At 26.6% G+C, this 22564-nt stretch carries 21 protein-coding genes; 15 read left to right on the plus strand and 6 right to left on the minus strand.

The features are described from left to right. Nucleotides 1-134: 134 nt before the first annotated feature. The 6 genes from ABM4_RS03920 to ABM4_RS03945 all read left to right on the plus strand — a co-directional run bounded on the left by ABM4_RS03920 (nt 135) and on the right by ABM4_RS03945 (nt 8305). Nucleotides 135-1436: a phenylacetate--CoA ligase family protein gene (locus tag ABM4_RS03920; protein ID WP_016358381.1), complete on the plus strand. Its 1302-nt coding sequence runs from the start codon at nt 135-137 to the stop codon at nt 1434-1436. A 77-nt stretch (nt 1437-1513) separates the two neighbouring features. Then, a complete protein-coding gene (locus ABM4_RS03925; protein ID WP_198008284.1) occupies nt 1514-1954 on the plus strand; it encodes an ACT domain-containing protein in 441 nt (146 codons plus the stop codon). Between the two features lie 261 nt (nt 1955-2215). Continuing rightward, complete coding sequence (locus ABM4_RS03930) at nt 2216-3181, plus strand: zinc metalloprotease HtpX (RefSeq protein WP_016358383.1); 966 nt, start codon at nt 2216-2218, stop codon at nt 3179-3181. Between the two features lie 265 nt (nt 3182-3446). Further along, on the plus strand, nt 3447-3665 hold the full coding sequence (locus tag ABM4_RS03935; RefSeq protein WP_016358384.1) for a hypothetical protein: 219 nt from the start codon (nt 3447-3449) through the stop codon (nt 3663-3665). A 270-nt stretch (nt 3666-3935) separates the two neighbouring features. Then, on the plus strand, nt 3936-4856 hold the full coding sequence (locus ABM4_RS03940; RefSeq protein ID WP_048201016.1) for an NAD(P)/FAD-dependent oxidoreductase: 921 nt from the start codon (nt 3936-3938) through the stop codon (nt 4854-4856). Nucleotides 4857-5170: 314 nt separating this feature from the next. Continuing rightward, nucleotides 5171-8305: a DUF5814 domain-containing protein gene (locus ABM4_RS03945; protein ID WP_232216543.1), complete on the plus strand. Its 3135-nt coding sequence runs from the start codon at nt 5171-5173 to the stop codon at nt 8303-8305. 616 nt (nt 8306-8921) lie between these two features. On the opposite strand, the gene ABM4_RS03950 is transcribed toward ABM4_RS03945, so the two are convergent. Beyond that, a complete protein-coding gene (locus ABM4_RS03950) occupies nt 8922-9518 on the minus strand; it encodes a YigZ family protein (RefSeq protein WP_016358387.1) in 597 nt (198 codons plus the stop codon). A gap of 208 nt (nt 9519-9726) precedes the next feature. Between ABM4_RS03950 and ABM4_RS03955 the strand changes: the two genes are divergently transcribed. Next, nucleotides 9727-10131 carry a hypothetical protein gene (locus tag ABM4_RS03955; RefSeq protein WP_016358388.1) on the plus strand — a complete coding sequence of 135 codons (405 nt, stop codon included), beginning with the start codon at nt 9727-9729 and terminating at the stop codon, nt 10129-10131. 50 nt (nt 10132-10181) lie between these two features. Beyond that, nucleotides 10182-10604 (plus strand): hypothetical protein, encoded by a 423-nt coding sequence (locus ABM4_RS03960; RefSeq protein ID WP_016358389.1) that lies wholly within the window; start codon nt 10182-10184, stop codon nt 10602-10604. Between the two features lie 463 nt (nt 10605-11067). Here the strand turns inward: ABM4_RS03960 and arfB are convergent, their stop codons facing one another. Both arfB and ABM4_RS03970 read right to left on the minus strand, forming a co-directional pair. Then, nucleotides 11068-11760 carry a 2-amino-5-formylamino-6-ribosylaminopyrimidin-4(3H)-one 5'-monophosphate deformylase gene (arfB, locus tag ABM4_RS03965; RefSeq protein ID WP_016358390.1) on the minus strand — a complete coding sequence of 231 codons (693 nt, stop codon included), beginning with the start codon at nt 11758-11760 and terminating at the stop codon, nt 11068-11070. A gap of 67 nt (nt 11761-11827) precedes the next feature. Then, a complete protein-coding gene (locus ABM4_RS03970) occupies nt 11828-12307 on the minus strand; it encodes a DUF1947 domain-containing protein (protein WP_016358391.1) in 480 nt (159 codons plus the stop codon). A 414-nt stretch (nt 12308-12721) separates the two neighbouring features. On the opposite strand from ABM4_RS03970, the gene ABM4_RS03975 reads away from it, so the two are divergent. Both ABM4_RS03975 and ABM4_RS03980 read left to right on the plus strand, forming a co-directional pair. Beyond that, nucleotides 12722-12955, plus strand: a complete 234-nt coding sequence (locus tag ABM4_RS03975; RefSeq protein ID WP_016358392.1) for an LSm family protein — start codon at nt 12722-12724, stop codon at nt 12953-12955. A gap of 112 nt (nt 12956-13067) precedes the next feature. Further along, complete coding sequence (locus ABM4_RS03980; protein ID WP_016358393.1) at nt 13068-13253, plus strand: 50S ribosomal protein L37e; 186 nt, start codon at nt 13068-13070, stop codon at nt 13251-13253. Between the two features lie 728 nt (nt 13254-13981). Here ABM4_RS03980 and ABM4_RS03985 read toward each other — a convergent pair. After that, nucleotides 13982-14443, minus strand: a complete 462-nt coding sequence (locus ABM4_RS03985; RefSeq protein ID WP_016358394.1) for a hypothetical protein — start codon at nt 14441-14443, stop codon at nt 13982-13984. Between the two features lie 389 nt (nt 14444-14832). Here ABM4_RS03985 and rnc point away from each other — a divergent pair, with 389 nt between their 5' ends. Continuing rightward, on the plus strand, nt 14833-15501 hold the full coding sequence (gene rnc, locus ABM4_RS03990) for a ribonuclease III (protein ID WP_016358395.1): 669 nt from the start codon (nt 14833-14835) through the stop codon (nt 15499-15501). Nucleotides 15502-15817: 316 nt separating this feature from the next. On the opposite strand, the gene ABM4_RS03995 is transcribed toward rnc, so the two are convergent. Then, entirely contained in the window at nt 15818-17290 is a 1473-nt protein-coding gene (locus ABM4_RS03995; RefSeq protein ID WP_016358396.1) for a homoserine O-acetyltransferase, read from the minus strand. 234 nt (nt 17291-17524) lie between these two features. On the opposite strand from ABM4_RS03995, the gene ABM4_RS04000 reads away from it, so the two are divergent. Next, complete coding sequence (locus ABM4_RS04000; RefSeq protein WP_016358397.1) at nt 17525-17983, plus strand: zinc ribbon domain-containing protein; 459 nt, start codon at nt 17525-17527, stop codon at nt 17981-17983. Nucleotides 17984-18264: 281 nt separating this feature from the next. On the opposite strand, the gene ABM4_RS04005 is transcribed toward ABM4_RS04000, so the two are convergent. Next, nucleotides 18265-19554 (minus strand): O-acetylhomoserine aminocarboxypropyltransferase/cysteine synthase family protein, encoded by a 1290-nt coding sequence (locus ABM4_RS04005; protein ID WP_016358398.1) that lies wholly within the window; start codon nt 19552-19554, stop codon nt 18265-18267. A gap of 553 nt (nt 19555-20107) precedes the next feature. On the opposite strand from ABM4_RS04005, the gene ABM4_RS04010 reads away from it, so the two are divergent. The 3 genes from ABM4_RS04010 to ABM4_RS04020 all read left to right on the plus strand — a co-directional run bounded on the left by ABM4_RS04010 (nt 20108) and on the right by ABM4_RS04020 (nt 22551). Continuing rightward, complete coding sequence (locus ABM4_RS04010) at nt 20108-21658, plus strand: asparagine synthetase B (protein WP_016358399.1); 1551 nt, start codon at nt 20108-20110, stop codon at nt 21656-21658. A gap of 181 nt (nt 21659-21839) precedes the next feature. Further along, the gene (gatC, locus tag ABM4_RS04015) at nt 21840-22055 is read left to right on the plus strand and encodes an Asp-tRNA(Asn) amidotransferase subunit GatC (RefSeq protein ID WP_016358400.1); all 216 of its coding nucleotides are present in this window, start codon (nt 21840-21842) and stop codon (nt 22053-22055) included. Nucleotides 22056-22065: 10 nt separating this feature from the next. Next, nucleotides 22066-22551 (plus strand): allosteric regulator of homoserine dehydrogenase, encoded by a 486-nt coding sequence (locus ABM4_RS04020; protein WP_016358401.1) that lies wholly within the window; start codon nt 22066-22068, stop codon nt 22549-22551. Nucleotides 22552-22564: the final 13 nt, after the last annotated feature.

Here is a 22564-nt window from a genome sequence, read left to right on the forward strand (position 1 = left end):
AAATCAATTAGATAAGTATTTTATAGAAAAGAAAACATAAATATAATAGTTTATTATGTTTAAATATAATTGTTTTTTTTTTAAACAGAAAACTTTTAAATTAAAATTTTAAGAAATTATGAAGGTTTTTAATAATGTTTTGGGATGAAAAAGCCGAATGTATGGAAAGAGACGAAATTAATGAAGTGCAACTTAAAAAATTACAGAATATCGTAAAATATGCATTTGATAATGTTCCATACTATCATAAAAAATATACTGAATGTGAAGTTTTTCCAGAGGATATAGAAACTTTAGAAGATATCAAAAAGCTTCCTTTCACTACAAAAACTGATTTAAGGGAGTCCTATCCCTTTGGAATGTTTGCTGTCGATAAGAAAGAAGTTATAGAAATTCACTCATCAAGTGGTACAACAGGTAAACCTGTAGTTGGGGGATATACCAGAAAAGACATTGATTATTGGTCTGAACTTATGGCTAGAGGTTTAACTGAATGGGGCATAACCGATGAGGATATAGTTCAAAACACCCATGGATATGGTTTATTTACTGGTGGTTTCGGTGTTCATTATGGGGCACAGAAGATTGGAGCTACAGTTGTACCAATTTCTACAGGTCAAACTCGTCGTCAGGTAGAACTTATGAACGATTTCGATACTACCTTGCTTGTTGTAACTCCTTCCTATGGTTTATATATTGGTGAAGTTGCAAAAGAAGAGGGTTTTGACCCTAAAGATTTTGGTCTTAAGGCTATTGCATTCGGTTCTGAGATGTGGACTGAGGAAATGAGAAAGAGATTGGAAGACACATTTGGTGTTCCTGCATATAATATTTACGGACTTACTGAAATGATGGGTCCAGGTATTGGTCTTGAATGTAAGGAGCAGAATGGTCTTCATATTGCAGAGGATTTCTATTATCCTGAAATTATCGATTCAAGTACTGGTAAAAACTTAGCTGAAGGTGAAAGGGGAGAATTAGTTCTAACTAATCTTCAAAGGGAGGCTATGCCGATTATTAGATTTAGAACTAAAGATGTTACAGCACTTCATTATGATAAATGTGACTGTGGAAGGACTTTCTGTAGAATGGAAAGAATCACTGGTAGAACAGATGATATGATTAAAGTCAAAGGTGTAGCAGTATTCCCATCACAAATTGAAAAGGCTTTACTTAAAGTTTCTGAAGTTGAACCTCATTATCAAGTTATTGTTACACGTCCAGGTTCTTTAGATGAAATCGAGGTAAAGGTTGAAACATCACCTGATCTTTTCTCCGATGATGTTACAGAAATGTTAGGTATTCAAAGAAAAATTGGGGAATATATCAAGAATGAGATTGGAATTAAGGTTAAAGTTACTTTAGTTGAACCAAAAAGTATTCCAAGAAGTGAAGCTAAAGCTGTAAGGGTTATTGATAAACGTAACTTTAATTAATTTAATTTTATTTGTTTAAGTTAATTAAAAATGTAATTTTAATTTATTTAATTTTATTTATTTAAATTTATGAAGGAATTTCTATGGAAAAGGTAAAACAACTTTCAATATTTTTAACAAATCAAAAGGGTAGATTATATAAAGTATTAGATATTTTAGGTAAAAATGGTGTTAACATACGTGCATTATCACTAGCTGACACCTCTGAATTTGGTATTTTAAGACTCATTGTAGATGATCCTAATAAAGGTCAAAAAATTTTAGAGGATAATAATTATACTATTAAAATTTCAACAGCTATTGCAGTTGAATTAAATGATGTTCCTGGAGGATTATCTTCAATCTTAAAAATATTAAATGATAATGATATCAATTTAGATTATCTTTATGCATTTACTCATGAAAAAACTGATAATGCAATCTTGCTTTTATGTACCCATGATTTAGATTTACTTATTAAAGTGTTACATAAGGAAAATGTAAGGATTGTACCTTCAGATGAGGTTTATAATTTATAAGATTTTTAATTTTTTAATTTAATCTTTTTTTTAGATTTTATTTTTAATTCTGGTTCTATTTTTTTTAAAATAAAGTATAATGTTTTATATATTTAGAAAGAATTAAATATTAGTATATTAAATTATTAATGGAATCGAAATGAATTTAATATTAAATTTATAAATTTAATTAAAATAGTCTTGGAATTGGATTTATAAATTTAATAATGTAATGTTGAATTTAAAAACTTTTAAAAATGTTAATTATTGAGATGATATAAAATGAAAGGTACATGGAAACTACACCTTAGAATGTGGCTTGCTTCTATTCTCATGTTTGTACTGTTATATGTAATTTTAAGCATTGTTGGTTTTGCATGTGGATTAGGTGGTAGTGTATTATTCTATCTTATTTTAACCTTGGCTATAACCTTTATACAATATTTAATTGGACCTAAAATGGTTGAAATGTCCATGAATGTACAAAGAGTTTCACCAGAAGAAGCTCCTGATTTACATCGTATGGTTGAAGAATTAGCTAATAATGCAGGACTTCCAAAACCTACTATTGGTATTGCTGAAACATCAATCCCAAATGCATTTGCATATGGTAGATCCCATAGGGATGGTCATATAGCAGTTACCAGAGGAATTTTAGGTCTTTTAACTTATGATGAACTTAAAGCTGTTTTAGGTCATGAAATGTCACATATTAAACATCATGATATGGCTATAACCACCATAATAAGTGTAGTTCCAACTATTTGTTATTATTTGGCTTGGAGTACTATATTTTCTAGTAACGATGATAACGCTGGTGCAATTATTGGAGTTATAGGTTTAATATTCTATTTCATTGGTCAATTACTTGTATTGCTTGTTTCAAGAATAAGAGAATATTATGCGGATCAGGGTAGTGTTGAACTTGGTTGTAAACCGGAACATTTGGCTACAGCATTATATAAGTTAGTTTATGGTTCAGCAGCATCACCTGAAGATGAGATTAAAAATGTTGAGGGTTCCAAAGCATTTTTCTTAAATGATGTATCACATGCAGAAAGAGACATTAATGAACTATCTCAAGTGGATTTAGATGGCGATGGTGTGTTAGGCTCTCAAGAGCTTAAAAATCTTAAAAATTCTAACATTAAAATATCTGCTGGTAGTAAATTTATGGAAATATTCTCAACCCACCCGGATATGTTAAAAAGGGTTAAAAGATTAGCTGAATTACAAGAAGATTATTAGATAGCATTTAAATGCTATTATTTATTTTTTTTATTCTATCTATTTAGTTTTTTTCATGTTTTAATATATCTTATTTTTTTATGTACAAAATTATTATTTTTGTTTATAATGCTCTTATTTTGTTTATTATTTTTTTATAAAAATTTTATAATTTAATCCAAATATTTATAATGTAATAAAAATATAAATAATATTAATTATATTTGAATAATTAAAATTAATTTAGTAATAAAATCATGTATTTCTTTTAGTTTGGAGGATTTTAATGGTTAGTAAAGTTTTAGCAGCAGTTATATCATTCTTTTTACCAGGTGTTGGTCAAATTATACAAAATGAAAGTTTAAATGGATTATTAATTTTCATTTTGACAATTATAATATTCGGAATATTATATTATCTTTCTGCTTCATGGATTGCCGAGCTGGTTTGGTTTATTATTGGTCTTGTTTCTGCATATGATGCATATCAGTTACCTGCTAGATAAATTTACCTTTCCTTTTTTTTAATTAGTTTATATGTCCTTATTTTTTGGTTACTGAAATATTTTTATAGTAAAATCTCTAATTTTCTCATGATTTATAATTCTTAAGTTTTTAAAATTTATCAGATAATCCTCATTTTATACAATTCTATCTGAATGAATAATTTAATATATTAAAATCAATAATCTATAAAATAATTGAATTTAATTTTATTAGTAAATTAGATTATAGAGTTATAATTTGAGATTATTTAAATGCATGGAAGTTATATGATGGAAGAGTATGATTTGATTATTATTGGCGGAGGTCCTGCAGGTCTTTCAGCAGGAATATACTCTGGAAGGCAAAATTTAAAAACATTAATTATTGATAAAGATTTAATCGGTGGTCAGGCAAGGGAAATACCTTTAATTGAAAATTTTCCAGGTTGTCCGGATGAATCTGGATTGGAAATAATTGAAAGAGCTGAAAAACAGGCAAAACAATATGTGGAAATACATGATATGGAAGGGGTTAACTCAGTTGGTAAGGATGACAATAATAACTTTATTGTAAAAACATCAAAAGGGGAGTATCTTTCAAAGGCTTTAATATTAACAACAGGTTCCAAACATAAACAACTTAATGTTAAAGGTGAAAATGAACATATTGGACGTGGTGTTTCATATTGCGCCACTTGTGATGGGATGTTCTTTAAAGGTAAGGATATAGCCATTGTTGGAGGAGGAAATACTGCGGTAACTAATGCCCTGTATTTAAATGATCTTGGATGTAATGTTACATTGATTCATAGGCGTGATGCTTTAAGGTGTGAGAAGATTCTTGAGGATAAGCTGAAAGAAGAGGATATTAATATTATATGGAATACTACCGTTGAAGAAATACTAGGGGATCCATTAGTAAGCCATATAAAACTTTTAAATAAGGATGGCACCGAATCTGAGATTGATGTTAATGGGATATTTATATCAATTGGTGACATTGCTTTAAATGAACTGGCTTTGTCTTTAGATGTAGATGTAGATAGTGAGGGAAACATCATAACAGATAAAGAGCAGAGAACTAATATTGATAGAGTTTATGCTGCAGGTGATGTAACCGGTGGTGTTAGGCAGTGGATTGTTGCCTCAGGTGAAGGCGCAGTTGCAGCTTTAAGTGCATATAAGGACTTGTTAAATGCCGATTTAATTTAATTTAATTTAAATCATAAGTCTTTATTTAGTTTTCAACTATCTTATTGTTTTGAATCTATTTAATTTTATTAATGGTTATTGTGTCTTCAATTTCCAGTTTCTTATAGATTAGTCTAACCTTATCTTAAATCGTTTTATATTTTAATCTATTTATTTTTATTTTATGTATAAAATTATTCTTGTTTTTAACTTTTTAATATGCAATACTTCTATTTTTATTTTTGATTTTTATCAATATACTAAATTTTATAAACAAAAAGAGTATAAAAATTAAATTAATGATAATTTTAAGAAAAAGTAAAAAATTGTGGGAAATGTATCCTATTGGACCTATTAAAGGAGCTTTAAACTCAAAAAGGACTCCTCACTTTATAGGAACTTTTAAATTAAAAAAAGATGAAAATGGAAAACTCAGTATTAGTAGGTTCATAATTAACATGAATATTAATGATAATTCAACATTATTTGAAAAATTCTATCCTCCACAGGAAGCAATTAGAATCCTGAGAAAACAAATTGTATTATTGGCAAATCATGATGGGGAAATGGAGGATTTTTTAGATTCAATTAATATAAATTATAGATTTACAAGAATATGTGATTATTGTACATTGGAAAATTATATTACTATTATTAACTCAGATTGTTCATATAAATATCATAACCAGTATATATGTAAGGACTGCGCTGAGGATACAATTAAAAGGGAACTTAAACTTAGAGGATATGATAAAAGGGTATTTAGAAACTTCAAAAAAATCCTTGAAAAAACCAATGATTTGGAAACTGTTATTTCAATGTTATCTCCTAAATTTGATCCTTTGAGTCATCCCGATTTAACATTATATGATAAGGTTAAAGTAGATAATTCAAGAAAAATTCCGGAAATTGCAATGAGTAGGCTTAAGATACCTAAGGAATTTAAGGATATCTTAATAGATAATGGAGATACTAAGCTTCTTCCTGTTCAAATTTTATCAATAAAAGAAGGTCTTTTAAAGGGTGAAAATATTTTAGCAGTTTCCGCTACTGGTAGTGGAAAAACCTTGATTGGGGAAATTGCTGGTATACCACAAGCTCTTAATGGTAAAAAATTTATATTTTTAACTCCTTTAGTTGCTCTTGCAAATCAGAAATACAGGGATTTTAAGAAAAAATACGAACCTTTAGGTTTAAAAGTTTCTATTAAAGTAGGTAGAAATAGGGTAAAAGCCAAAGGAGAATTAAGACTTCCAGATAAAAGTATTGCAGATTCTGATATAATTGTGGGAACCTATGAAGCACTGGATTATATGATTAGAAGTGGAAAAACTGATGAACTAAATAATCTTGGAGTAATTTTAATTGATGAGATCCATATGATTGATGATGAGGATAGGGGTACTCGTTTAAATGGATTAATAAAAAGGATTACCTATTTATATCCTAATGCACAGCTTATAGGATTATCTGCAACAGTTAAAAATCCAGAATACTTGGCAAGTAAATTTCACATGAATCTTGTACAATATAGCAATAGGCCGGTTCCACTTTTAAGACATTTAAGTTTTGTTAGAAATGAATCTGAAAAAAGGGATATCATGAGGAGACTTATTATATCCGAACATCATAAAGTTTCTAAAAAAGGATATAAAGGCCAAACTATCATATTCACTAATTCTAGACGTAAAACCACTCAAATTGCCAAGTATTTAACAGATAAAAGAATTAAAGCCGCTGCTTATCATGCTGGATTATCCTATTATAAGAAGGAAAGGATAGAAAAGGATTTCGATAAGGGTAAATTGGAGGCAGTGGTTACAACTGCTGCTCTTGCTGCAGGTGTGGATTTTCCTGCAAGCCAGGTAATTTTCGATACGTTGATGATGGGTAATAAGTGGATATCTCCAAACGAGTTTTCTCAAATGCTTGGAAGGGCTGGACGTCCATCATATCATGACCGTGGTGTAGTGTATTTACTTCCTGAAATTGGTAAAAACTTTGACAATAATACCGAAGAGGCAGTGGCATTAAACCTATTGGAAAGTGATAATGAGGATGTTGAAATCGTTTATGAGGAGGATGAACTTAAGGAACAAATTCTGGCTGATATTTCATCCACTGCTATTGAAACTAAAAAAGATCTAGATGATTTTTATAAGGATATAGATGTTCCCTCAGATCCTACATTTATTACTAGGGAATTGATTGATAAAGGATTAGTAAGTTATGAAAAAGGTCTTTTAAAGGTTACCAAATATGGAAAAGCTGTCACAATGAGCTTTTTATCTATAAACAATGCAGAAAAGATTAGGGAATCCATATTCAATATTAATTACTTTAAAGAATCAACTTATATTAAGAATAATATTGAGAAAATTCTTAATCCGAATAGCAGGTTCTTTAAGGATATTATTAATAAATCAATTAATAATGATAAGGAAAAGACAAATAAAATTTTTAAACTCATTGATAAAAAGGAGTTAAATCAGCTTAAGGTTAAAACTATTGCGATGGATTTGGAATTATTCGATAGTGCCTATCTGTCTCCAGTATTACAGAATCAAATTGCTAATAAGTTAAAGATTAATGTTTCCTCAAGGTTATTTGCAGAGTCTACATTGGATATAATATCCTCCGGTGATACATTAAATAAGTTAGATACCAAATTTCAGGATGCCTTAATTAGACTTCAATCCGATTTTTTAAGATGTGATTGTCTAGATAAACCTTTCTGTGATTGTCTTCAAAGAGGAATTTCATATTTAATAATTAATGAAAGATTAAAAGGCGAGGATCCTATTAATATCTCAAAAACATTATATAAAAATTACCAAATACATACTTATCCTGGAGATATCTTCTCATGGTTAGACAATTATATTAAGAATCTGGATGCAGTTAAAAGAATTTCCCAGTCATTTGATGATAAAAAGTTAGTGAAACAGACTGAATATCTAATTAAACAGATTGAAAATCCTCACATTGAAGAGGCTAAATCTAAAAAACATCATAATAAAAATAAGTCCAAAAAGAAACACCACAAAAAATCTAAAAATAATAAAACACATTCTAAGAAATCTAAGGATAATAGTAAAACTAAGAGTGGGAATAAATCCCATTCTAAGGATCCTAAAGACAATAAAAATATAAACAATAAAGCACATTCTAAGAAATCCAAAAGTAATCATAAGAAGAGTAAGAATAATGATAAACACTCAACTAATAAAAAACATAAATCAAAGATTTCCAATAATTTAAAGGATTCTTCAAATGCAAATAAAAACCATAAACCAAATAATAGTCAGAATTCCAATAATTATAAATCTAAAAATATTAAAAAAGACTATAGTAATGTTAATAAATCCAAACAAGATAATAATAATACCAGTAAGGACAAAAACAAGAAAAATAAGAAAAATCAATCAAAAAGAAAAGTAATTAAGATTACCGGTACTTTAACTTTTTAATTATTAATTTTTTAAACTGATTATTTTATCTAAAAATTAGGATAAATTTATAATTATTAAACATTATATATAATAATTGCAATTGCCCAAACAAATTAAATTTACTTAGAAAAATACTTTCAGTAAAGATCCGTATTTTTAGTTGTATTGGTAGATATTATCTATAAAGGACATATCTAATGAAAATAGATTCTGGGATTATATTTAATGAAATATTAATTATCTAATTGGACTTTTATTTAATAATATCTCTTGAATGTAATTCAATAAATCATAAATAATCTATTGTTTGTGATTTGTTTTTATCTAAATTTTAGCTTGATGATATAACTAAATAAATAGAGTCATCGTAAAAGCAAGTTTTAGGTATTTAACATATTATAAGCTTTAATTAGTTAAATTTATTGCTTTATCATTTAAGGATTACTATTTAATAATACCTAATAATTATTATTTATTATATATTTCCTAAAGGATTTTTTAAATAGAATCTGTTCTTTATATTTAATATTAACTATTGTGTGCTTTTTTTAATATATGAGGTTCCTACCAAATAAATAGAGTAAAGTTTTAAATAGTTTTTTTATTAGTTTTAGTATTATTATTTAAAAATGATTTATACTTCCAAATAGTCTTTTTTTATTAAATCTATTTTTACATCGGATTGGAATTTCTCTTCAATATTACTTATAATATCTATTTGATTAGATGCAATTAAATAGGTGACTTTTACATTATAGTCTTTTTTAATTACCTTCAGATTATATTTTCTCAACTCGGAGTCAACTTCTTTAATATTTTTATAATCGAATATAGCTTCATAGATATTAAAAAGTTCCATATTAACAATTTCAGCTTCCTCAATCGCTTTTAAAATTGAATGTGAGTATGCTCTAACTAAACCTCCGGCACCTAATTTGATACCTCCAAAATATCTTGTAACTATCGCAACAATATTGCTTAGATCATTTTTTATAAGGACATTCATCATTGGTTTACCTGCAGTACCGCTAGGTTCTCCATTATCATCATAACCCTGTGAATCACTTACTATATATGCTGTGCAGTTATGGGTTGCATCTGAATATCTGGTGGAAACCTCTTCAATAATTTTTTTAACTTCTTTTTTATCTTTCGCAGGATACAGCCTTGCTATAAAATTTGACTTTTTAATATTTATTTGGGCTTCTACAGGTTTTTTAATTGTTTTCATAAATATCATTTAAAATTTTTATAGTTAAAGTTAAATAATTGGTTTTATCTATATTATTTACAGATATGTTTATATATTTTATAATAAAAATATTTAATTAACTTTGATTTAATTAAATATTAAAAAATATTAGGAAATAAATTTAATTAGACTATTTTTTAGGCAAAATTAAGTTTATTCTAATATAAAATTATATTAGAGGTATATCATGGCTGATAAAAAAGCAGTTATATTGGTATTTTTAATAGTGGCAATTATCGGTTGTTTAATAGGTAGTGTTGCAGGTATGGCATCAGGTCCTATAAATTTAAATTTAACCAATGACAATAATACTACTTTATTGAATAATACTTCAGATGAGAATAATACGTCTTTAACTGATACTATTTCCAATCAACCTAGTCAGGATACCCAGCAAGTTTCCGAATATTCAACTAGCTCTAGTCAACAGGATTCATCTTCATCTAGTAGCAGTGACAGTGATAACAATAACAATAACAACAATAATGGTCATAGTTCTGATGGTGGACAGGATAATGGAGGTAGTGATTCTGGAGGAAGTAATTCAGGCGGTTCTGACTCAGGATCATCTACTAGTGGTGCAAATAATTAATAATTAATTTAGGAGGTGTAATTATTCCAGAAAAGAAAGATATAGAGAATATGATAAAGTCTTTAGAAGAAGATCATGATGCGGGTTATATATCCGACGAGAAATATAAAGAGCTTTTTAATAGATATCAAAAGGTTTTAAGACAGTTGAATAAAGAAGAAGCTGATAAGGAAATAAAAACTGAAAATAAAAAAGTTAATAAACCTATATCTAATCACGAACCTTCTATTGAAAAAAGTAGTAGTAATATTAATGTTAATAATATTAATAATCAGAAGAAAGATAGGGATAAAAAAGTTAATAATGATTTATTAAATAATAAATTTGATATTGATAATTCTAATTATTACTCTAATGATTTAGAACCTAAACAAGATTTTATTACTAGATATGAAAGAGAAATTATGAGTGTTTTAGTTGCAGTTCTAATAATATTTATTATTCTAACAATTTATATTTTAATTGCAATGTAAATGTCTTATAACTTTTTCCAATTCTTTTTTTTACAATACTCTTTTTTAGTTTTTTTAATTTTTAATTGATTTTATGTTTTTCCATATATACATTATAAAACTATTTTAACAGATTAGATATTTTATTTAAAATTATTATAATAACAAGTCATTTTATTTATTGTAAAATTTTTAAATGATTTTAATTAATCATTCTTTGTTTTAAATAGTTATTTCTATTTCTGGTTTATTTCTATAATAATAATTTTATAATATAAAAATAGTTTTTTAATTTATTTTTCCTTTTTAATCTAAATCTAAATTATTAAAATAGCATTTTTATTATATTTTTTTTAATCTAAGGAGTAATAGGGATTTTAATTAGTTATATAAAAATAGCATATTTAATTTATATCTTTTTTGATATATTGGTAAATGGAATTTTAAGAAAATAGTATTTAATTTATTAAAAAAATGAAAAATCTTAGTAATCTAAGAGTTTTTCAGTGTCCAATAAAACAGAATTGATTGCAAGGGATAAAAGTTCCTTTCCATAATCCTCATCAAGATAAACTCCATTTTCCTCCACATCTTTTGCTCCTGCATCAATGCCAGGATCATTTTGACGAGCCTCTTTAAATGCATATAATCCAATTTCACTGTAAAGCTCTAAATTTCCCTGATTTTTAACTTGATTTTCATCAGTGATATTTAATATTTTACCCATTGAAAGTTCACCGCTTCCACCATGAGGTCCTTCAGTTTCAATAAGTTTATTGTTAAATATAATATCCAATCCTGTTTGATTTTCAATATATTCTAAATTTTCTATAACTGGAGTGTTTCCTCCATGGCCATTTACAATAATAACCTTTTCAATGTGAAGATATTTTTTAGCCTCATTTAATATATCCCTTATATTAACTGTAAGTTCTTCAAGAGTATTATGTTCACCATGATCTATCTCATCTAATTCATAAGAAGGATATATAACGCCTAAAAATTTAGCTCCACTTAGAAGTGACGAATTGAATGCGACATATGATGCTATCTTTGCATCTGTATCTATTGGTAGTGCAGGTCCATGATTTTCAAGATGTGAGCCTAAGGCAATAATACCAATTTTATGTATGTTCTTATCATGTACATTACCTGCATTATATCTTAATTCCACCATAATTTAACCTTTTATTACATACTTTTACTTGTTTTATATCTTAATTTAAATTTAGATAATTTGAAATTTAGATCTCTAAATTCCAAATATCATCACCAACAAAATGCAATGATTTAATTGCCTTTCCTTTTGAAGATTCAACCATTTCCGGTCCACTTATTAAACTTTCACCGATTGCAAGTGGTTTATGGTTATTGACGTCAACAATTACAACAACATCTCCAGGAACTATATCATCATCAGCCTCAACAATACCTGGACTCATAATATCTGCACCATTAGTTACAAATCTTACAGCACCCATATCCACTACAACTGTTTTATTTTCAAGATCTTCATTAGCTAAAATTGCTTTTAATGTTGGATAAGGTTTATCATCAATCATAATTATGTATGGTTCACTATTAACTAAGATATAATTATATTCATCGGTTTCTAAAACTTCAACACTAGATTTATTATTTATTAAAGAACCATATTCTCCTAATTCTTGTTTAATTTCTTTGATTCTTTTTTTCTTCAAATAATATCTTTTTTTAACATTCAAATTTAGCACCTACTAAATATCTTATAAATTTATATATAAATTTTAAAAGTTATATAATTATTTTTCTTTATTAAATATGTATTTAAATGATTAATTTTTTAAATAAAAATTTTTTCTAATATATTTCTTAATATAGAAAAAGTTTTTTATGTATAATTGTAATAATATAATATAATTTTTACTTATTTTTACTAAAAAACATAAAACATTTATATACTACTTTATACATAAATTAAATTGTTATTTTTACTAAAAATTTTTTCCATAGTTTTCTAATAAATCATTTTTAAACTATACTTTTAGTAATTGAAAAACATTGATTTTTAAATTTAGGGAAATTATAAGTTGATTTTGAAATTATAATTTTCTTTAAGTATGAATCATAAATTAATTATAGTAATATAGGTGATTATCGTGAGCGGACAACAAAATGTTCAAAGACCACTTGACGCATTAGGAAAAGCAACAAACTCTCCTGTTTTGATCAAACTTAAAGGAGACAGAGAATTCAGAGGAATCTTAACTAGTTTTGATTTACACATGAATTTAGTTCTTAATGATGCAGAAGAATTAAAAGATGGGCAAGTCGAAAGAAGATTAGGTACTGTCCTCATTAGAGGAGACAATATAGTATATATCTCCCCATAAGCGAAATATATTACTATCGATGTGTAAAATAATATTATATTAGCGATAGCTATATAATATTACATTTTTTCATTATATTCAATTTATTTTAACAATTTAGGAGGAATTAACAGTGAAAGGAACACCTACAATGGGTAAAAAGAATAAAAAAACCCATATAAGATGCAGAAGATGTGGAAGAAATACCTACCACTTACGTAAAAAAGTCTGTTCTTCTTGTGGATTTGGTAAATCTAAAAAGATGAGAAGTTACAACTGGCAAAACAAAAAATCAGTAACTGGTCAAAGATTAATTTAAATACTTATTTTATTTTAAATAAGTATAATCTTTAATTATTTAATTAAAGTCTTTTTTTATTCTAATTATCTTTACAACTAATTTTAATAGTTATCATTAATTAATATCTATTATATTTACTATTTTTTCATTATTTTTTATTTCATTGTTTTTAATAAGATTTCTATTTCTAAGATCTATTTTTTTTATTTTGGAATTTCTTAAAAGAAGTGTTATAGTTTTAATAAAATCCTTAATTTGGATCTATTTTAAAATATAATCTGTTTTTATATTAAATTAAAACAAGCCTTTAGTTATTTTAAAAATAATATTATTCTTATTTTATCTATAAATTTTATATTGATATATATTTTTAATTTAATAAATTAATTTTATTTAAAAATAGTTTTATTTGTTAAAATATGTTTTATTTAATATTAAACATGTATTTCAAGTGTAAAATTAGTTATAAAGTATGGTGTATGTTCTATTTTGTTTTATACATATGTTTCAAGTGTAAAATTAGTTATAACATATGAAGTATATTTTGTTTAATGTTAAACATATGTTTCAAGTGTAAAATAGGTTATAATGTTTAGTTTATAGTTTATTTAATGTTAAACATGTATTTCAAGTGTAAAAACTTAAATAAGGAATACATTAAACTTTATTTTATATTAAACTTAATTTTAGATTATTCTGATAAATTATTCTGATAATCATAAATTACAATCTCGTCAAGAGAATATTTATTGAAATTCTTTGATTTTTGATTCTAATTTTCTGTTAACCTCTTCAAGTAATTGTAAATTTTTACCAGTTTTATTTAAAATCATGGAGATAATATAATCAGACTCATCTTCAACATAATTCTCATTTAATTCTTCAGCAATGCTATCCCATAAATCAACTGCCCAATTTTTACGGCCGTCGTATACTACATCTATTAAGGATAAGGTTCCATCCTGAACTCTAATTAATCTATAATCTGATTTAGGCTTAGATTTTTTACCTTCTTTATTACAGTCTAAATATAAGCCATTCTCTATTTCTTCAGAGTAGTCACCTGCTTTTACAAAATTACCTTCAATTGAATAACCATTAGTAACAGTCTTATCTAATCCGGTAACGTTTTTAAGCCATCCGCCTGTTGCTCTGAAATCTATAGAAGGATCTATATTTCTAAGTTCCCTAGACCAATTTAATAACATAATTTATCCTTTACCTTGATTTTTAAAAATATATTAAATAATTAAAGATTTAATTATTTAATAAAAAAATAATTAATGTAAATGAATTTTTACAAAAATTATTAATTCTCATCTTGAAAAAACATGAGAATTACCAATCGCAATAATAGGTTGGTTAATATATAATATCCCAATTTTCCAAGAGCATGTGAAAAGTAATTTATAAGTGTTTCATGAATAAATATATTAAAAATTTTATATTTTTTTAGAATTTCCTTAATAGGATTTTAAAGGATAATAGTTAATATTAAATATAATTATTAACTAATTTATAAATGAATTATATTAATTAACTTTCTTAATTAAGGAAACTTAATTAATCTAATTCTAACAAATATATAAGTGATTAAATGGAAGAATTGTTAGAAAAATTTGATATTGTTCCAAATAATATAGAAATATTTAAAGTAGCTTTTATACATGGGTCCTATTCTACTACTCATGGTTTAGACCATGATTATGAACGTTTGGAGTTTTTAGGTGATTCTGTATTAAATATGCTTGTTTCTGACTATATTTTTAATAAATATCCTTTACTTGAGGAAGGTAATTTAACCAAAATTAGGGCAAATTATGTTTGTCAATCTGCATTAATTTATTATTCTAAACAATTAGGATTAGATAAACACATAAAAATCAATGTAGAAGAACACAACATAACTCAGAATGAAGTTTTATCTATTTCTGCAGATATCTTTGAATCCTTTTTAGGTGCTATCTATATAGATCAAGGAATTGATAAAGCAAGGGAATATCTGGAAAATAATATTTATCATTATATTGATGAGAATAAAATATTCTTTTATGATTATAAATCTATTATTAAGGAGTATGGTGACTCTGAAGAGGTTGAAGTCAACTATGAAACAGTTAAAGAATATGGAGTTCCTCATGATAAAACATTTATTATAAGAATTCTTGTTGATGGTAAACCTTGTGGACAAGGTAAAGGTAAAAATAAAAAGGAAGCAGAGCAACTTGCTGCTCAACAGGCTATTGAAAGATTAAATTTAAATTAAATTTTCATTAATATTTTTAATTAAATATTAATATCCTTTTTTTTAAAAAATTTATATAACTATTGTTAAAATTTATAGATGAAATTTGATTTTTCATATTTTAAGAAGATTGAATCATTCTTTATTATAGAAATAATTAACAGGTTTTTATACAATTTTTTTAAATATATATCTAGAAATAGTATTTTTATTTTTAAATAATAATAAATATCATTAATTTTTAATATTAAAAGAACTAGATATCTTATATTTTTAAATCCAAGGATAATTAATAAGAAAATGAAATAAAAAAAAGAAATATTTAGGAAAATAAGGTTTAAAGATTACTTACTAAATGACTTATGTGATCTGTACTAATTAAACCTTCAACTTTATAATCATCATTAATTACTGGTAAACAGGAGATATTATGTTCTTTCATTTTAAATGCTACATCTGCAATAGAATCTGATGATTTACAATATAAAACATCCTTTGTCATTACCTGCTTAAGACTATCGCAGTTTATCGCAATAGATTTTGATAAATCCCAAGATGTAATTATACCAACTAATTTATCTCCTTCTAAAACAGGTATATGTGTTGAATCATCTTTTAACATGATTGTAGCAGCATCTTTAAGACTTGCGTCACTTTGAATAGTTGCAATATCTTTTTCCATAAGATCCTCTACAACATTCTCTGATAAGAATTGGCTTACAATATAATTCAATTGACCTGATTCAATAAAGAATGCATCATGACCTTTCGTGGATTTTATCTCACTAAAGTTAACCTCAACATTGTTTGCTTGAAGTGCAGTTAAAATATCATTGATTTGTTCTGTAGGATATAACCAATCGGAATCTATTGAAATTAATTGGGTTTTAGCTTTAATGTTTTTAAGTCCATCTATTAGTGATCCTTTGTAAGATAAGTCAAAGTAATCAATAGCTTTGGTTACATATAAATAACTATTTGCGTCGAATCTTTTAACAAAGGTAGCACCCTGATGATGGAGATAGCTTTCAACCTGGAAATCAGGATCTGAATCAAAGTTATAACTTAATTCATTTTTATCCTGTAAGTCCCTTCCAAATTTCTCGTACATTGACTCCTCAGATAAATATGTGATATGTGCAATCATACGTGCTACTGATAAGCCTGCCTCCGGAGCTTTACTATCATAATAGTTTCCGTTATTCCAATTAGGATCCTTTACTATTGATTGTCTTGCAACCTCATTAAATGCAATTTGCTGAGGTGAGGTTCTTGCTGTAGTTGCAATAGCAATTATTTTTTTAACAAAATCAGGATAATCTACAGCCCATTGGAGAACCTGCATTCCTCCCATAGATCCCCCGATTACACAGAGTAATTGTTTAATTCCTAATGAATCAATTAATTTCTTCTCGGCATGAACCATATCTGAGATTGTAATAAATGGAAAATTAAGACCATACTCTTTACCGGTTTCAGGGTTGATTGATGCGGGACCTGTTGTTCCAGAACATCCTCCTAAAACATTAGATGCTATTACGAAATATTTATTGGTATCTAAAGCTTTACCTGGTCCTATTAATATTTCCCACCATCCCGGTTTTTTATCACCTTCATGCCATCCTGCTGCATGTGCATCTCCACTTAAAGCATGGCAAACTAAAATAGCATTATTTTTTTCTTTATTTAGTTCTCCATATGTTTCATATGCTATTGTAACATCTTTTAGGCTTTGGCCTGACTTGAGTTTCAATTCATCATGAATTGTATAATATTGTGTTTCTACAAGACCAATAGATTTTTTTTCCATTTTCATCCCTAATGTAATTCTTTTTTTTAATTTGATTAATTATTAATATTATATATCTTCTATCTTATTTAATTAATATATATTAATATAAATCATATAATATAAATAACTATTGTTATAATATAATTTAAATATTATTTCATATAATAAAAAAGTGTTATAGATGTATATAATATAAAAGAGATAATTTTATATAAGAATATTAAATATTTATCTAAATTAAAGGAGGCTTGAATGGTGAAGATCTGTCCCCAGTGTCATAGTGAAAATAAAGATGAAGCTAAATCTTGCATTAAATGCGGGTATACTTTTAGGGAGGATGTACCATATTATCACAGGGTACAATTAAAATCTATTCGATGTCCTCAATGTCATAATGTTATAACAAATTTAAGTTATGGATTCTGTCCTAAATGTGGATTTGAATTTCAAAAAAAGGAGAAAAATGTAACTTATAACTATTTGGAAGTTATACCTAAATCCGAACATGAAAACTCAATAACTTTTGGATATATATTCTCAGTTTTCATACCAATAATAGGTCTTGTTTATGGAATATATAATTTTACAAGAAAAGGGGATGTGGAGGCTAAAAAAGCTGGTATTAATCAGATAATAATGTCTGTACTATTTCTAGTTATGGATATAACATATTTCTATTTCTTGTTTAATATGGGTTTATTTAAATTTTAATTATTTTAAATTAATTATTAAACCCTTTATGTAAAAATGCTATTTTTTTTAAACTATCCCTCTTATTGAATAAATTTAGTTTTTAATGAGATTTAATAAATAAAATTCAAAATCATCAGCTTATTTTAAATATATTGTAGACAATCAGAATATACATTCTAGATTATTTTAATGGATTAAAGAAATAGTTGGTTTATTTTAGTTATCTTATGAATTAAGTATAGAATAGTAAACTTATTTTAAATTAGTTTTATTGGAAAAAGTTATTAAAAACAGTAGATTTATTCTACTGCCTTATTTAATGCTTGATCAAGGTCGGCTATAATATCTTCCACATTTTCAATGCCTACGGATAACCTTATAAAATCAGGTGTTACACCACTTGCAAGCTGTTCCTCAGGTGATAGGTTTGAATGTGTGGTAGTTGCCGGATGTACAACCAATGTTTTAGTATCTGCAATGTTTGCAAGATGACTTGCTAAATCCACATTTTCAATGAATTTTCTACCTTCTTCAAGACCACCCTTGATACCAAATCCTATAATGCCCCCATACTTACCATTTAAGTATTTTTTTGCATTTTTATGTGTTGGGCAGGATTCAAGTCCAGGATAGTTTACCCAAGCAACTGCAGGATGTTTTTCTAAGAATTTAGCAACCTCTAATGCATTTGCACAATGTTGGTTGACCCTTAGGGATAAGGTTTCCAGACTTTGCATAAATAAAAATGAGTTAAATGGACTAATACATGTTCCAAGATCCCTCATCATTTGAACACGTGCCTTTGTAATGTATGCTTTGTTTCCAAATTCCTCACTATAAATAATTCCATTATAACTTTCATCAGGCTCTGTAAATTCCGGGAATTTACCGTTTGTCCAGTCAAAGTTACCACTATCTACAATCACACCACCCATACTTGAACCATGACCGCCTATAAATTTAGTGGCGGATTCTACTACGATGTCTGCACCATGTTCAATTGGTTTAACCATTGTAATTGCTGAAGTGTTATCAACAATTAGTGGTATGCCATGGGAATGTGCAATTTCTGCTAATTTATCAAAATCAGGAACATCTAATTTAGGATTTCCAATTGATTCACAGTAAATAGCTTTAGTTTTATCGTTTATCGCAGCCTCATATTCTTCAAGATTCTGGGAATCTACAAAATTAACTTTAATACCCATTTTTGCTAGTGTTTTTTTAAAGAGTATAAATGTTCCACCATACAGATTATCTGCAGATACAATCTCATCCCCACATTTTGCAATATTAAAAATTGATAAAAATATTGCTGATAAACCTGAAGATTGAGATAATGCACCTACTCCTCCTTCAATTGCATTAACACGTTCCTCAAATGCGGAATTTGTAGGATTTGATAACCTTGTATAAATATGTCCCTCTTCTTTAAGAGCGAATAATTTAGCAGCATATTCTGTACTTTCAAACATATATGAAGTAGTCTGATAAATAGGTAATGCCCTTGAACCAGTTGCAGGATCTGCCTCTTCCTGACCTGCATGAACTTCTAATGTACGTTCACCATATTTTTTATTTTTATCCAATTTATCACCTTAATATAATTAATACATTAATGATTTATTATAATAATATTATATAAATTTAAATCATTTCTAATTTTCAAATATTAATTAGATAATTTTACTTGTATTTTTGTTAAGAGTAACTTTAACTAATTTTATTCATGGATTTAGATATAACAATAAAATCTATAAAAAAATCAGTATTTCTTTTATAACTCTTTAAACTTGATTTATTAAAGTTTATTTTACTTTTATAATGAGACAATTATGTAGATATGTAGCCTTTTTTTGAAAATTATTGTTATTTCTTAAAAATATTTTATAAAATCATTTAAATTTAAATATGATAATTAACATAATATTTTTAATATGTTAATTAATATAAGTGGGAGAGTAATTAAATACATATTTTAAACATGATTTTTCATAGTTTAATTAAATGAATAAAACTTATTTTTTCTTTAATGGGATATTTGAATAAATATAATTTTTAAATCCTAATTATTAAAAGAAATAGCTTATATATCAATTTTTTAATTAATTATTTTATAAAAAAACTCTTGAATTTGATAGCATGTGTGGAATTGTAGGATTAATTGGAAATTTTAGGGGAAACGATTTAATTTCAATGATGAAAACTATTGAAAGAAGAGGTTTAGATGCACATGGAGTGTATTTAGAAAATGATGAACATACTGTTTTTAATGATAACATTGATTTAGATTCTTTTAGCGATAATAGTTCATATGATGTAGGTTTTGGACATAATTTATTATCAATCACTAATTTTTATAAGGAGGATAATACTCTTAATTTACAACCTAAAAGAAGGGATAATCTTGTCTTGTCTTTTAATGGTGAAATCTATAATTATAAAGAAGTCTTAGATTTTTTAAAGTCTAATTTATACAACGATGAACCACCTAAAAGTGATAGTGAACTGTTAATTATTCTACTTGATTATTATTATAAAAAGGATCATAATCTGTTAAATGCCGTAACCCGTACAAATATGATTATAGATGGGGATTATGTTTACTCTGTTTATGACGGTGAAAATCTTGCGGTTGCAAGGGATAAAGTAGGGGTTAAACCAATTTATTATGGACAACACAATGAGCTTAAAGGATATGCGTCTGAAAGAAAAGCATTGTGGAAAATAGGAATTGGAGATATAAACTGTTTAAAACCGGGATATATTTTATATAATTTTGAGGAAATTCCACCAAAGTACTTCCTATATAATTATGAATCTCATAAGAATCATAAATATGAAACTTATAAAAAAGAATTGGATAATCTAATTACAAAATCTATTAAGGATAGAATCGCAAATATTGATGATATTGCTGTAATCTTTTCAGGCGGTGTAGATAGCACATTACTTGTATATTATATTTATGAAAATCTGGAGGAAGGTCAAAGTTTGAGCTTATATTCCGTTGGTAATGAGGATTCACAGGATTTAAAATATTCCAGAATGTTGGCTGAAAGATTAGATTTGCCTCTTAGAGAAGCAATTGTCAATGAAGAACTTGTTAGAGATTGTCTAGATGATGCTTTACTTGCAATTGAAGAGCCGAGTATGATGAAGCTTGGCGTTGGAATGACCATGTATATTGCATGTAGAATGATACATGAGGATGGAATTAAAGTTGCAATATCAGGTCAAGGTGCCGATGAGTTATTTGCAGGTTATAAGCGATATTTAAATACTTATAATGAGGGTTATGTCGATGATGACGGTTTGATTTATAAACGTTTTAGAGCTGTAGAACATGAACTAAGACATGATGTTTCTAAAATCCATAGTGTTAACTTAGAACGTGATGATGCTGCAGCAATGGCTAATACTGTAGAGCTTAGGGTACCTTATCTGTCAGAAAACCTTGTTAAATGGACATTGGATATACCTGCTAAATATAAGATATCCGGTGGAGATGACAATGTTCGAAAGAACATATTAAGGGATTTAGCTATTGATAAAGGCATCCCCGAATTTATTGCTTATAGAAATAAAAAAGCAGCACAGTACGGTTCCGGAATTGATAAGATCTTAAGAAAAAAAATATTTAAAAACCAGAATATTAATAAATACTTTAATAATCTAAAGGAAAATATCTAATCAAACTATTTTTTTTACTTTTTTATTACATTCTAAAATATTTTATTTTATTATCTTTTTTTTATTTAATTTTGTATTAAAATCTATAAGTTTATTAATATAAAAATATAAACACTAAAACATAATATATAATTTATTTATAATTATAATTTTTTTATTTAATTATTAAAGGAGACTAATAATGGAAATTAAAGAAGATGCAGAAAAAATTCTTAATGAATTTTCAAAAACCTTAGATAGTATTCCTGATTTAGAAGAAACATATTATATTACAGACAACTTAAATCTTACTCGTAAAGATGAGGCTGTTAAAAAAGATCCAAGCAAAATCTTAAGGAATGCTAAAATTGATAAAAAAGGCGGTTTAGTAGTTAAAAAAGCAAAATGGACACAATAAAGGCGATAGTATGAAAATGGATTTAGTACTTGAACTATCAGATACTCCTGGACAATTAGTCACCTCACTTAAACCGTTTAAAGATTTAGGTGCTAATCTTGTTACTGTTATTCATGATAGAACTTTTAAACAAGAAAATGGTAAAATACCAGTTCAGATAACAGTGGAAGGAGAAAGAGAAAATCTTGAAAAGCTTATTGAAAAATTAGAATCTGAAGGAATAACCATTCTTAAAGTAGATAGTACAATTTTAAAAGTAAAATATAGTACTATACTTATAGGACACATTATTGATACAGATGCTAGAGATACGGTAGACAAATTAAATGAATTGGAAAATGTTACTGTAACAGCTTTAGACATTGAATTTAATAATGAAGAGAAATCATCTGCATTAATAACTGTTGAAATGGCTTTAGGATTAAAACAAAAAGTACTAAATAGAATTAACGAAATTGCTGCATCCAAAGACCTTTTAGTTATTAATGAAGTATAATAATGAGGGTATT

The organism is Methanobrevibacter sp. AbM4 (assembly GCF_000404165.1).
Classification (GTDB): Archaea; Methanobacteriota; Methanobacteria; order Methanobacteriales; family Methanobacteriaceae; genus Methanarmilla; species Methanarmilla boviskoreani.

Excerpts from the sequence above, each read along its gene's own strand:
- ABM4_RS04010 (WP_016358399.1), top strand. The coding sequence starts at position 20,108 with ATGTGTGGAATTGTAGGATTAATTGGAAATTTTAGGGGAAACGATTTA.
- ABM4_RS03920 (WP_016358381.1), top strand. The coding sequence starts at position 135 with ATGTTTTGGGATGAAAAAGCCGAATGTATGGAAAGAGACGAAATTAAT.
- ABM4_RS03985 (WP_016358394.1), bottom strand. The coding sequence starts at position 14,443 with ATGTTATTAAATTGGTCTAGGGAACTTAGAAATATAGATCCTTCTATA.
- ABM4_RS03940 (WP_048201016.1), top strand. The coding sequence starts at position 3,936 with ATGGAAGAGTATGATTTGATTATTATTGGCGGAGGTCCTGCAGGTCTT.
- rnc (WP_016358395.1), top strand. The coding sequence starts at position 14,833 with ATGGAAGAATTGTTAGAAAAATTTGATATTGTTCCAAATAATATAGAA.
- ABM4_RS03935 (WP_016358384.1), top strand. The coding sequence starts at position 3,447 with ATGGTTAGTAAAGTTTTAGCAGCAGTTATATCATTCTTTTTACCAGGT.
- ABM4_RS03960 (WP_016358389.1), top strand. The coding sequence starts at position 10,182 with ATGATAAAGTCTTTAGAAGAAGATCATGATGCGGGTTATATATCCGAC.
- ABM4_RS04020 (WP_016358401.1), top strand. The coding sequence starts at position 22,066 with ATGAAAATGGATTTAGTACTTGAACTATCAGATACTCCTGGACAATTA.
- ABM4_RS04000 (WP_016358397.1), top strand. The coding sequence starts at position 17,525 with ATGGTGAAGATCTGTCCCCAGTGTCATAGTGAAAATAAAGATGAAGCT.
- ABM4_RS03995 (WP_016358396.1), bottom strand. The coding sequence starts at position 17,290 with ATGGAAAAAAAATCTATTGGTCTTGTAGAAACACAATATTATACAATT.
- ABM4_RS03930 (WP_016358383.1), top strand. The coding sequence starts at position 2,216 with ATGAAAGGTACATGGAAACTACACCTTAGAATGTGGCTTGCTTCTATT.
- ABM4_RS03955 (WP_016358388.1), top strand. The coding sequence starts at position 9,727 with ATGGCTGATAAAAAAGCAGTTATATTGGTATTTTTAATAGTGGCAATT.
- gatC (WP_016358400.1), top strand. The coding sequence starts at position 21,840 with ATGGAAATTAAAGAAGATGCAGAAAAAATTCTTAATGAATTTTCAAAA.
- ABM4_RS03945 (WP_232216543.1), top strand. The coding sequence starts at position 5,171 with ATGTATCCTATTGGACCTATTAAAGGAGCTTTAAACTCAAAAAGGACT.
- arfB (WP_016358390.1), bottom strand. The coding sequence starts at position 11,760 with ATGGTGGAATTAAGATATAATGCAGGTAATGTACATGATAAGAACATA.
- ABM4_RS03950 (WP_016358387.1), bottom strand. The coding sequence starts at position 9,518 with ATGAAAACAATTAAAAAACCTGTAGAAGCCCAAATAAATATTAAAAAG.